The organism is Streptomyces sp. NPDC031554, from assembly GCF_055580685.1.
Genome location: NZ_JBVIKX010000008.1, coordinates 379,362 through 391,285 on the forward strand (window position 1 = coordinate 379,362; position 11,924 = coordinate 391,285).

An 11,924-nucleotide genomic window follows, 5' to 3' on the forward strand; every position below is an offset into this window, starting at 1 on the left:
CGGCTTGGCGCCGGCCGCCTCGGCGCTGTCACTGGAGCTCATGGCAGGGAACGTAACACCCGGCCGGTGGCGATGGCACTCGGTTCCCTCCGCGAGGGAACCGAGTGCGGTCGCCGAAGTGCCGCCGTCAGAACCGTTCGGCCGCCTCGACCACGTTGGTCAGCAGCATCGCCCGCGTCATCGGACCGACCCCGCCGACCGGCGGCGCGAACGACCCCGCGACACCGCTCACGTCCGGGTGGACGTCACCGAGGATGCCCTCGACGGTGCGCGTGAGACCGACGGACAGCACGGTCGCGCCCGGCTTGATCCAGTCCGGCGTCACCATGTGCGCGACACCGGCCGCCGCGACGACCACGTCCGCCACGCGCGCGTGCGCGGCGACGTCCTGGGTGGCCTCGTGGCACAGGGTCACGGTGGCGTGCTCGGAGCTGCGGGTCAGCATCAGGCCCAGCGGCCGGCCCACCGTCACACCGCAGCCGATGACGCAGAACTGCTGGCCGGTGATGGCCACGTGGTTGCGGCGCAGCAGGTCGATGATGCCGCGCGGGGTGCAGGGCAGCGGCGCCGGGATGCCGAGCACCAGCCGGCCCAGGTTGGCCGGGTGCAGACCGTCGGCGTCCTTCACCGGGTCGATCAGCTCCAGCACGGCGTGCGTGTCGATGTGCGCGGGCAGCGGCAGCTGCACGATGAACCCGGTGCACGCCGGGTCGGCGTTCAGCCGCAGCACCGCCGCCTCCACGTCGGCCTGCGAGGCGGTGGCGGGCAGTTCGACGCGGATCGAGGCGATGCCGACCTGGGCGCAGTCGCGGTGCTTGCCGCCGACGTAGGAGCGGCTGCCCGGGTCGTCGCCGACGAGGATCGTGCCGAGCCCCGGGGTGATGCCGCGCTCCTTCAACGCCTCCACGCGCAGAGCGAGTTCGTTCTTGATGTCGGCCGCGGCGGCCTTGCCGTCCAGGAGTGTTGCGGTGGTCACGGAAGTCGCGAGCCCTTCAGAAGTACCGAAGACGTACAGCGGAGACGACGGGGGAGACGACGCTGTCCCGGACCGGTCGGACGATCCGATACCCGACCCCTTCATCGTACGTCCCACCCGCCCCGGGACCGTCCCGGCGAGAGGGCCCCCGGGCCCCGCGCGGAACCTCCCCCGGCCCCCGACGTACGCTGCCCGCACCGCCGCACCGCCCGCACCGCCCGCACCGCCGAGGAGTCCCGCATGTCCGCCGTCCGCCGCCGCCTCCTCTACGTCACCGACCTCGCCTACGAGGCCCGTGGGCGCCGCTACGGCGACGAGGACGTCTTCCTCACCTCCCGGCTGCGCGCCCACTTCGACCTCGCCCTGTGCCACCCCCTGGAGGCGGCCGCGCTGATGGACGCCTTCGACGCCGTCGTCGTCCGCAACAGCGGCCCCGTCCTCGGCTACCGCGAGGAGTACGACGCCTTCCGCGCGCGGGCGCTGAGCTCCGGCACCCGCGTCTACAACCCGCTCACGGGCCGTGCCGACATGGCGGGCAAGCAGTACCTCCTCGACCTGAGCGCCGCCGGCTTCCCGGTGATCCCCACCGTCGACCGCCCCGAGGACCTGCACCTGCTGCCCGGGGCCGACCGCTACGTGGTCAAGCCCAAGCTGGGCGCCGACTCCATCGGCCTGCGGATCGTCGCCCCCGACGCCCTGCCGGCCCTCGCCGACGGCGCCACCCTGATCCAGCCGTGCGTCGACTTCGCCCACGAGATCTCCTTCTACTTCGTCGACGACGACTTCCAGTACGCCCTGTACGCCCCGCACCCCGACCGGCGCTGGCGGCTGGAGCCGTACGACGCCACCGCGCGGGACCTGGAGTTCGCCCGCCGCTTCGTCGACTGGAACGGCCTCGCGCACGGCATCCAGCGCGTCGACGCCTGCCGCGCCCCGGACGGCGAGCTGCTGCTGGTCGAGCTGGAGGACCTCAACCCGTACCTCTCCCTGGACGTCCTGGACGACGGGAAGAAGGACGCCTTCGTCACCGCCGTGACCCGTTCCCTGCACGGTTTCCTCGCCGGCTGAACCCCGCCGCCCCCGCGCCCGTACCTCTCCCCGGGAACACCGGGAGAGGTGCGGAACCCGCACGGAGGGAGAGCAGCGTGCCGACAGCGGACGAGTCCGGAGAGCCGCACGAACGCCCGGTCCTGGAACCCGTCCGGGTCCTCAGACCGCGCAACACCGACGCCCTGGCGGAGCTGTTCCGCGAACTGACCGAGGATCCCGACGACACCGGGGCCGCCGGGGGCTACGACAGCGTCACCCTGCCGGCCGAGGAGAGGACCGAGGAACTCCCGCCGGTGCCGCCCGCGAAGCCGCCCGCCGCGCGCGGTCCCGGACCGCGCCGGGGCGCCGTCGTCGCGGCCGCCGTGCTGGCGGCGGCGCTCGTCGGGTTCGGCTGCGCCCTCCTGCTGCCGGACGGCGGCGGCCCGCGGACCCCCGCCCGGACCCTCCCGGCGGCCACCACGCCCGCCCCGCCCGCCACCACCGCGCCCCCGGCCGACCCCGACGGCCCCGGCACCCTCCGCGAGGGCGCCACCGGCCCCCGGGTCACCGACCTCCAGCAGCGCCTGCGGCGCATCCCGAACGTCTACGACGACGGCGCCACCGACGGCCGCTACGACACCGTCCTGACCGAGGCCGTGGCCCGCTTCCAGCTCTGGTACGGCATCCGCGGCGACGAGAGCGGCGTCTACGGCGACGACACCCGCCGCGACCTGGAGGCGCGCACCGGCTGACGGGCGTCAGGCGGAGTGCTCGTCCTCGTCCGGCACCCGGATGTCCAGCACGCACACGTCGTCCCGGCGCTCCGTCTCCAGCAGTGCCCCGAGCAGCCGGTCCAGCGGGGCCGACCCGCCCGCACCCGGCAGCACGGCGGCGTGGGCCAGCCGGTCCAGGCCGTCGTCGATGCACTCCGAGGGCCGCTCCACCAGACCGTCGGTGTACAGCACCAGGCGGTCACCGGGCGCGAGGCGGCACTCGGACTCCTCGTAACGCGCGTGGTCGGTCGCGCCGAGCAGCATCCCGAAGGGCCGGTCGAGGTAACGGGCCTTCTCGTCCCGCACCAGCAGGGGCGGCGGATGGCCCGCCTGCGCCCAGACCAGGCGCCGTTCGCGGGGGTTGTAGCGGGCCAGGACCATGGTCGCGGTGCCCTGGGGATCACGGGAGTGCAGCAGCAGGGCGTTGAGCCGGGCGAGCGCGCCGGTCAGCGACGAGCCGGTGATGACCATGCCCTTGGCGGTGAAGCGCAGCAGGGCCATCGCGGCGACCGCGTCGACGCCGTGTCCGGCCACGTCGCCCACCACGAACAGGGCGTCGCCGTCGGGCAGTTCGATGGCGCTGAACCAGTCACCGCCGACGTTGAGACCCGACTGGGCGGGCAGGTAGGCGATGTCGACCCGCAGCCCCGAGAGCTGTACGGGCTGCTTCGGCAGCGGGAGCAGCGCGTCCTGGAGCCGGGCCGCCATCGTGCGTTCGGCCTGCAGCACGCCGCGCTGGGTGAGGATGGCCCGTTCGCTGGCGACGAGGGCGAGTTCGGCGCTGCGCTGTGCGGTGATGTCCTGGACGAAGCCGTGGACCTCCACCGGGGTGCCCCGGTCGTCCGACACGGCCTCGGCGACGACCCGCAGGTGCCGGGCCCCGTCGCGGGCGGCGATCCGGAACGGCACGTCGCACGGCCGGCCCTCCAGCACCAGGTCCGAGACGGCGCGGGCCACCGCGGGCATGTCCGCGGGCAGCGCCAGGCTCGGCAGCTGGGCCAGCGGCACGGCGCCCTGCGCGGGGTCGCGGCCGAGGACGGCGAAGGCCTGGGAGGACCAGTTCGCCTCGTCGGTGGCCAGGTGCCAGGTGGCCCAGCCGAGGTTGCCGAGCCGCTGCAGGTCCGCGAGGCGCTGTTCCTGCCGGTCCGAGGGGTCGTGCCGGATCCAGTTGAGGACCAGCCCGTCGCCCAGCCGCGCCACCCGCGCCGAGTAGGTGGACAGCTCCCCGACCCCGGCCACGACGCGCTGCCGGGCGAACGGCTCGCTCTCGTACGGCTGTCCGGACGCCAGAGCCTGCAGACAGCCCTGCCACAGGGGTTCCCCGGCCGTCCCCGGCCAGCACTCCAGGAAGCGCAGGCCGAGCAGTTCCCGGCCGTGGCGGCCGAGGGCGTCGGAGGTGTCCGCGGTGACGGCGTCGATGCGGAAGTCCTCCACGTCCCCGGACGGGGAACGCAGCGGCGTGAGCAGCACCGAGGTGCCCGGGAGCCGGTCGAACACCGTCCGCACCGCGTCCGCGGCCGCGCCGATCGCGGGGTCCTGCCGGATGCCGAACATCCGCAGCGGCCCCGCGCACAGCCGGACGGCGGCGAGCAGGTGCCGACGGGCGTCGGGGGCGAACGGCTCCGTGCTGCGCCGCAGCACTCCGACGGCGACGTCGGCGGGGTGCCCCCCGTCGGTCACGGGCAGCCAGGCGCGGGTCGGCCACCGTTCGGCGGGTTCCCCGATCAGCTGGTAGCGCCACCGGTCCGCCTGCGTGTTCTCCAGCCAGCGCGGCTCACCGGAGTCGAGGGCGTCCAGCGCGGCGATCCCGCTCATCGGCGGCACCCGGCGCCACTGCTCGACCAGCACGTCGTCCACGCCCACGTGCCCGACCAGTTCGAGTCCGCCGACCGGCAGCCGTGTGTAGATCATCACGGCCTCGGCCGCGATGTCCGACGGGAGATGGTCGAGCAGACAGCGGGCGAGGTCCTGCGGTCCGCCGACCCGGACCAGCGCCCGGGCGAAGCGGGCCAGGGCCTCGCCGTCGGCTTCCCCGCCGGGCGGCGCGGGCGCGGGCGGGCGGGCGGTGGCGTCGTCGTCGGCCCGGGGCGGCAGCACGGTCGCGCGGGTGGACGGGGCCAGGCCCCCGAGCGTGATCCAGCACTCCTCGAGCAGGGTCCGCCGGGCGTCCCCGGCCCGCTGCCGGAGCTCCTCCTCGGCGGCGTTCAGGGAGCAGCCGGTGCGGGCCATGACGGCGCCCTTGGCGCGTTCCAGCACCACCGAGGTGGCCGCCGCCTCCTGGAGCCGGTCGAGCTCCGCGCGCTGGCGTGCGACCACCTTGGCCAGGGCGGCCAGGTCGGGTACGGCACCGGTTTCGAAAGGCCGGGCGGCTTCGCTCGTCACGTCTTGAGCATCGCATACCGCCCAGGGTGCGGGCATGGCCTCGGGGCATCGCTCCCGTCGGCGGGGACGGCGGGGCGGAGCGACAGGCGGAAGATGTGGTTCAGCGGCCGGTGCCGCTCTCCACGAGCGCCTCGCAGACCGCCCGGACACTGCGGGCGATGTGCTGGAGCTGGAGCACCTCGGCGGCGTACAGCTTGATCGTGTGTTCGATGACGGACTCGGGCAGACCGAGGCGCGGCAGGTCGGCGCGGGCGGTCTGGAGCGCGGTGCGGGCCACCCGGATCTCGTGCTGGACCTGGATCTGCGCATGGCGGGCGAGCAGCACGGGGTGGCGCAGCAGCGCGGGGTAGCTCGCGTAGCGCGCGGGTACCAGCTCGCGCAGCCACTTGGCGGCGGAGCGCTCCCAGTCGTAGCTGCCGGGGGTCTTGACCTGGCACGGCCAGTCCGGGCTGATGCGCGTCGTCGTCAGGGGCATGGTCATCGCTTCCGGGTGTGTGTCGTCGTGACGGGTGGTCCGACGGTTCAGGGCGGCCCCGGTCCAGGGGATGACCGGGGCCGCCGCGGGCGCTCGCTCCGGCGAGGCCCCGAACACCCTCGGCGCCGACGCGGGTGGGGGACGGCGGCTTCGGGTGCTCGTTCTGGTGCCCTTGGCGGGCGGGTGCGGCCGTGAGCAGTATTTATATATGCCGTCCGCTTTGCAAGGAGTATGAAAACATTCATGCTCGATTTGTTCGCAATGGTCCGCCGACGATTTCCGGAGGCGGGGGGTGGGGGAGCGGGCGGCCGGTGCCGGGTCAGTCCCGCAGGAAGAACTGGTGCTGCTCGGCGATCTGCTCGTACTCCTCCAGCCGCGCCTGCGTCCGTTCCGGACCGGCGTCCGTCATGGCCTGGAGCAGCGCCGCGGCCATCACGCCGGGGGCGGCGTAGGAGTCGAACACCAGCCGCGAGCCGGTCCCGGTGGCGAAGGTGACGTCGGCCTCGTCGGCCACCGGCCCCAGCGCCAGGTCGGTGACCAGCGCGACCCTGAGGCCGGCGCTGCGCGCGACCCGCACCGCGGTCAGCGTCTCCTGCGCGTGCCGGGGCATCGAGAAGGCCAGCACCCACGTCCCGCCCGCCTCCCGGGACTGCAGCAGGGCGTCGTACGCGACGCTGCCTCCCAGGGTCACCAGCCGCACGTCCGGGTGGATACGACGGGCCGCGTAGGCGAAGTACTCCGCCAGCGAGGCCGAGATGCGCAGGCCCAGGACGGTCAGCGGGGCGGAGGCCGAGAGCTGCCGGCCCACGTCGATGACCCGGTCCGGGTCGGCGAAGTCGCGGCGCAGGTTCTCCAGGTTCTCCAGTTCCGCGTCGACCGCCGCCTGGAGTTCGTTGCTCCGGTTCTCCTCGGCCGCCGCCGGGCCGCCCGAGAGCGTGCCGAGCGCGATCGACTGGAGCCTCTCCCGCAGCGCCGGGTAGCCGCTGAAGCCGACCGCCGCCGCGAACCGGGTCACCGAGGGCTGGCTGACCCCGACCCGCTCGGCGAGGTCGGTGATCGACAGGAACGCCGCCTCGGTGAGGTGCTCGATCAGGTACTGGGCGATCCGCCGCTGCCCCGGGGACAGGTGGGGCCCGTCGAACAGCGCCCTGAGGCGGGAGGTCGCGGACACCTCCGCCTCCGGACCGGTCCTGCCCGAGGTGATCGTGGTCGCCTGTGCGCGTGCCTGCTGAGGCGATGGCACCGGTCCTCCTCCTTGTTCTCCCACGACGCTCAACATAGCCCACGGACCGTGCCCGGCCGGGTGCGCGAAGAGCGGCACCGGGCCCCGCGAGGAGGCGGCGGACCGCGGGGCGGCGGACCGCGACAGCAGGCGGGGCGGGCGGCGGACGACGGCCCGGGGGAGGGGAGTCGGGGCGTGCCTCCCGCAGGGCACGGGGAGGGGGCCGGGACGCGCCGGTGGTGGCGGGGTGGGAGCGAGGGACGGTCCGCACGGAACGGTGGTCGGCGCTCCGGTCGGCGTAGCGGTCGCCGGCGTCGGGGTGCGCGTGGGCGTGGGCGTGCAGGGTGTCCGCCGTGGTGCCGGTCAGCCCGGTGAAGCAGGCCAGGGCCCGTGCCCGCGCGGCCTCCTTCGGTCCGGCGTCGGCGGGGTCGGCCGGCGGGGCGGCGGCGAGGGCGGTGGTCATGACGCGGCCGCCCATGACGCCGTTCAGCCGGCGGGGCCCGCTCCCGTCCCGGGACCGCACGGCCGGTCCGCGGGGTCCCGCACGACCAGGTCGGCGCGCTCGCGCGTGGCCGCCACCAGATCGGCGTTGTCCTGGTCCGGGCCCCGGACCCAGGCGAGGGCCTCCTCGTGCGACTTGCCGAACTCCTCGTGGCGGGCGATCAGTCGGCGGACGCGTTCCCCCTCGTCGGTCTCGCAGAACCACACCGCGTCCAGCTCGGGGCGCACGCGCGCCCACGCGCCCGTGTCCAGCAGCAGGTAGTTGCCCTCCGTCACCACGAGACGGGCGGACGGCGGCACCGGGACGGCGCCCGCGACCGGCTGCTCCAGGACCCGCTCGAAACCGGGCGCGTACACGACGTCCTCGCCGCCCGCCTCCTCCCGCAGCCGACGCAGCAGGGCCGCGTACCCGGCCGCGTCGAACGTGTCGGGCGCCCCCTTGCGGTCGCGGCGGCCCAGCCGGTCCAGCTCGGCGTCGGCCAGGTGGAAGCTGTCCATCGGCACGTGCGCCACCCAGGGCTCCCCGGTGCCGTTCAACTCCCGCACCAGGCGCCGTGCGAGCGTCGTCTTGCCCGAGCCGGGAGCGCCGGCGATGCCGAGGATCGCGCGCCGCCCCGGCCGGGTGAGCGCACGCGCGCGGGGCAGCAGGTCGTCATGGGTGAGCACACGGCACAGTGTCGCAGCCCGGAAGGGCACCCCGAGGGGCCGCACGAGGAGAGGAGCGGAACGCGACGTGCACGACATGTCGGAGGACGAGAGGCGGATCCGCGCGCTGATCACGCGCTGGGCCGACGCGGTCCACCGCGGCGACCTGGAGGGCGTGCTCGCCGACCACGTCGAGGACCTCCTGCTGTACCACGTGACCCCGCCCGACGACGGCCTGCGCGGACTCGCCGCCTACCGGGCGCTGTGGCCGCCGTTCTTCGCCTGGCAGTCCCGGGGCGCGCTGTTCGAGATCGACGTCCTCGACGTCACCGCCGGCCCGGAGGTCGCCTTCGCGCACGCCCTGCTGCGCTGCGGCACCCCCGGGGAACTGGCCGGACGGCCGACGCTGCGGCTGCGGCTGACGTTCGGCCTGCGCAAGCGGCGCGGCCGCTGGACGATCGCCCACGAGCACCACTCGTTCCCGCACGACTGACCGCGCGCGACCGACCGTGCCGGTGACCGCGCGGCCGGCCGCACCCGGGACCGCACGCGGCGTCATGTGGCGCGCGCCACCCGGTGGGAAGCCCCCGGAAGGGGAACGGGACCGGTATGACGACGACGCTCGGTCTTCCGGACACGATCCAGGCCTGCCTCTTCGACCTCGACGGGGTCGTCACACGGACGGCCGTGGTGCACGCGGCGGCCTGGAAGGAGACGTTCGACGCCTTCCTGCGCGAACGCGACGGCGCCGGTCACCGGCCCTTCGACTCCTCCCACGACTACGACGAGTTCGTCGACGGCCGTCCGCGCGCGGACGGCGTCCGCACCTTCCTGGCCTCCCGCGGCATCCGGCTGCCGGAGGGCTCCCCGGACGACCCGCCGGACGCGGCGACGGTCCACGGCCTCGGCAACCGCAAGAACGAGCTGCTCCTGGCGAGGATCCGCGCCGACGGCGTCGAGGCCTACGGGAGCACCCTCGCCTATCTGCGGGCCGCCCGCGCGCGGGGCCTGCGCACCGCGGTGGTCTCCTCCAGCGCCAACACCCGTGACGTGCTGCGCTCGATCGGCGCCGAGGACCTCTTCGAGGTGCGCGTCGACGGCGTGGTCGCCGCCGAGCGCGGCCTGCCGGGCAAGCCGCACCCCGACACCTTCCTCGCCGCGGCCCGCGAACTCGGCGTCGCACCCGACCGGGCCGCCGTCTTCGAGGACGCGCTGGCCGGCATGGACGCGGGCCGCGCCGGGCACTTCGGGTACGTGGTGGGCGTTGACCGGGTGGGGCAGCGCGACGCCCTGTACGCCCACGGCGCGGACGTCGTCGTGAAGGACCTGGCCGACCTGGCCGCACCGGGGGAACTGGGGGAACACGAGTGATCACCGACCGGCCCTACGCCGTCGAGCCCTGGCAGGTGCGCGAGACGCACCTCGACCTCGACGCCCTCGCCCGCAGCGAGTCGGTGTTCGCCCTGTCCAACGGGCACGTCGGCTGGCGCGGCAACCTCGACGAGGGCGAACCCCACGGCCTGCCCGGCAGTTACCTCAACGGCGTGCACGAACTGCACCCCCTGCCCTACGCCGAGGCGGGGTACGGCTATCCGGAGTCCGGCCAGACCGTCATCAACGTCACCAACGGCAAGGTCCTGCGACTGCTGGTCGACGACGAGCCGTTCGACCTGCGCTACGGCCGGCTCGTCTCCCACGAACGCGTCCTCGACCTGCGCCGGGGCGTCCTGGAACGCACCTGCGAATGGACCTCGCCGGCCGGCTCGACCGTGCGGGTGCGCTCCACCCGGCTGGTCTCCCTCAGCCAGCGCGCGATAGCCGCCGTCGCCTACGAGGTGGAGGCCGTCGACAGCCGCTGCCGCGTCGTCGTCCAGTCCGAACTCGTCACCAACGAGAGCCTGCCCGAGCCCGCCGCCGACCCGCGGGCCGCGCGGGCGCTGAAGTCGCCGCTGGAGCCGGAGGAGGACGTGGCAGTCGGCCGCCGGCTGCGGCTGGTGCACCGCACCCGGCGCAGCGGACTGCGGGTGGCCGTCGCCGCCGACCACACCGTCACCGGCCCCGGCAGCACCACCACCGACAGCGAGAGCAACGTGGACGTCTCCCGTCTCACCGTCACCTCCGTGCTGGAGCCCGGCGAGACGCTCCGGGTGGAGAAACTGGTCGCGCACGGCTGGTCCGGCACCCGCTCCCGGCCCGCGATGAGCGACCAGGTGGAGGCGGCGCTCGCGGCGGCCGGCCACAGCGGCTGGCAGGGCCTCCTCGACGAACAGCGCGCCTACCTCGACGACTTCTGGGCCCGCGCCGACGTGGAGGTCGACGGCGACGAGGAGATCCAGCAGGCCGTCCGCTTCGCCCTCTTCCACGTCCTGCAGGCCGGCGCCCGCGCCGAGCGGCGCGCCGTCCCCGCCAAGGGACTCACCGGCTCCGGCTACGACGGCCACGCCTTCTGGGACACCGAGACCTTCGTCCTGCCCGTCCTCACTCACACCGCGCCCGAGGCCGTCGCCGAGGCGCTGCGCTGGCGTCAGGACACCCTGGACGCCGCCCGCGAGCGGGCCGCCCAGCTCGGACTGGGCGGTGCCGCGTTCCCCTGGCGCACCATCGAGGGGTCGGAAGGGTCGGCGTACTGGCCGGCCGGCACCGCCGCCTTCCACGTCAACGCCGACATCGCCGACGCCGTCGTCCGCTACGTCGCGGCGACCGGGGACACCGCGTTCGAGCGGGACACCGGCGTCGAGCTGCTGGTGGAGACCGCCCGCCTGTGGCGCTCCCTCGGTCACCACGACGCGCACGGCGTCTTCCACATCGACGGCGTCACCGGGCCCGACGAGTACAGCGCGGTCGCCGACGACAACGTCTACACCAACCTCATGGCGCGGGCGAACCTCCTGGCCGCCGCCGACGCCGTCGGGCGCCACCCGGAGGAGGCGGCCCGGCTCGGCGTCGACGAGGAGGAGTCCGCGGCCTGGCGGGACGCCGCCGCGGCCGTGCACATCCCCTACAACGACGAACTCGGCGTCCACGAACAGCACGCCGGGTTCACCCGCTACCAGCGCTGGGACTTCGACGGCACGCGCCCCGACCAGTACCCCCTGATGCTGCACTTCCCCTACTTCGACCTCTACCGCAAACAGGTCGTCAAACAGGCGGACCTGGTGCTGGCGATGTACACCTGCGACGACTTCTTCGACGAGGAGCAGACCGCCCGCAACTTCGCCTACTACGAGCCGCTCACCGTCCGCGACTCCTCCCTCTCGGCCTGCTGCCAGGCCGTCGTCGCCGCCCGCACGGGCCATCTGGAGCTGGCTTACGCCTACACGGCCGAGGCCGCCCTCATGGACCTGGCCGACCTGGAGCACAACACGAGCGACGGGCTGCACATCGCCTCGCTGGCCGGCACCTGGATGGCGCTGGTCGCCGGCTTCGGCGGGCTGCGCCGGGGCGGCGACGGGCTGCGCCGGGACGGCGAGCGGGCCCTGTCCTTCTCGCCCCGGCTGCCGCAGGCCTTCAGCCGTCTGGCCTTCTCCCTCCAGTTCCTCGGCCGCCGCCTGCACGTCGAGATCGGCCCCGAGAAGGCCACGTACACCCTGCTGTCCGGGCCGCCGCTGACGATCGCCCACCACGGCACGCCGGTCCACCTCGACGGCGACGGGCCCGCGGTGCGGCCCGTCCCGCCCGCCCCGTCCCGCCCGGCCCCCGACCAGCCGCGGCACCGCCGCCCGCACCTCCGCTAGTGACCTGAGTCAGGGATTCTTCGTCAGATCGGCGGCCGCACAGCATCCGGTTGACGGCCGCCCGTCTGACGAAGAACTTCCGACTCGGGTCACTAGGCGGTGTCTTCAATTGATCTTGCGTGGTGGATCATGGTCGGGTGATACGTCGTCATGAACTGTCCGATGCTGAGTGGGAGTTCGTCCGGCC

General features: G+C 74.4%; 10 protein-coding genes. 5 read left to right on the forward strand and 5 right to left on the reverse strand.

Annotation, left to right across the window (positions count from 1 at the left end; translation table 11 throughout):
* Positions 1-127: 127 nt before the first annotated feature.
* Positions 128-976, reverse strand: a complete 849-nt coding sequence (locus ACZ5FU_RS22750; RefSeq protein WP_398098714.1) for a bifunctional methylenetetrahydrofolate dehydrogenase/methenyltetrahydrofolate cyclohydrolase — start codon at positions 974-976, stop codon at positions 128-130.
* A 240-nt stretch (positions 977-1,216) separates the two neighbouring features.
* Between ACZ5FU_RS22750 and ACZ5FU_RS22755 the strand changes: the two genes are divergently transcribed.
* Positions 1,217-2,044, forward strand: coding sequence for an ATP-grasp domain-containing protein (locus tag ACZ5FU_RS22755; protein WP_451527657.1), 828 nt, complete (start codon positions 1,217-1,219; stop codon positions 2,042-2,044).
* 77 nt (positions 2,045-2,121) lie between these two features.
* Positions 2,122-2,757 (forward strand): peptidoglycan-binding domain-containing protein, encoded by a 636-nt coding sequence (locus ACZ5FU_RS22760; RefSeq protein WP_468836381.1) that lies wholly within the window; start codon positions 2,122-2,124, stop codon positions 2,755-2,757.
* A gap of 6 nt (positions 2,758-2,763) precedes the next feature.
* On the opposite strand, the gene ACZ5FU_RS22765 is transcribed toward ACZ5FU_RS22760, so the two are convergent.
* From ACZ5FU_RS22765 to ACZ5FU_RS22780, 4 genes are all read right to left on the reverse strand, one after another.
* The gene (locus tag ACZ5FU_RS22765; protein WP_468836385.1) at positions 2,764-5,196 is read right to left on the reverse strand and encodes a SpoIIE family protein phosphatase; all 2,433 of its coding nucleotides are present in this window, start codon (positions 5,194-5,196) and stop codon (positions 2,764-2,766) included.
* Positions 5,197-5,260: 64 nt separating this feature from the next.
* The gene (locus ACZ5FU_RS22770; RefSeq protein WP_451527660.1) at positions 5,261-5,641 is read right to left on the reverse strand and encodes a hypothetical protein; all 381 of its coding nucleotides are present in this window, start codon (positions 5,639-5,641) and stop codon (positions 5,261-5,263) included.
* A 313-nt stretch (positions 5,642-5,954) separates the two neighbouring features.
* Positions 5,955-6,878 carry a MurR/RpiR family transcriptional regulator gene (locus ACZ5FU_RS22775; protein WP_451527661.1) on the reverse strand — a complete coding sequence of 308 codons (924 nt, stop codon included), beginning with the start codon at positions 6,876-6,878 and terminating at the stop codon, positions 5,955-5,957.
* A gap of 465 nt (positions 6,879-7,343) precedes the next feature.
* Complete coding sequence (locus ACZ5FU_RS22780) at positions 7,344-8,024, reverse strand: nucleoside/nucleotide kinase family protein (protein ID WP_469046496.1); 681 nt, start codon at positions 8,022-8,024, stop codon at positions 7,344-7,346.
* A gap of 76 nt (positions 8,025-8,100) precedes the next feature.
* On the opposite strand from ACZ5FU_RS22780, the gene ACZ5FU_RS22785 reads away from it, so the two are divergent.
* From ACZ5FU_RS22785 to ACZ5FU_RS22795, 3 genes are all read left to right on the forward strand, one after another.
* Positions 8,101-8,496, forward strand: a complete 396-nt coding sequence (locus ACZ5FU_RS22785) for a nuclear transport factor 2 family protein (RefSeq protein WP_469046503.1) — start codon at positions 8,101-8,103, stop codon at positions 8,494-8,496.
* A gap of 116 nt (positions 8,497-8,612) precedes the next feature.
* Positions 8,613-9,374 carry an HAD family hydrolase gene (locus ACZ5FU_RS22790; RefSeq protein ID WP_451527663.1) on the forward strand — a complete coding sequence of 254 codons (762 nt, stop codon included), beginning with the start codon at positions 8,613-8,615 and terminating at the stop codon, positions 9,372-9,374.
* Positions 9,371-11,737 (forward strand): glycoside hydrolase family 65 protein, encoded by a 2,367-nt coding sequence (locus tag ACZ5FU_RS22795; RefSeq protein ID WP_468643321.1) that lies wholly within the window; start codon positions 9,371-9,373, stop codon positions 11,735-11,737. The genes ACZ5FU_RS22790 and ACZ5FU_RS22795 overlap by 4 nt, the downstream gene beginning before the upstream one ends.
* Positions 11,738-11,924 lie beyond the last annotated feature (187 nt).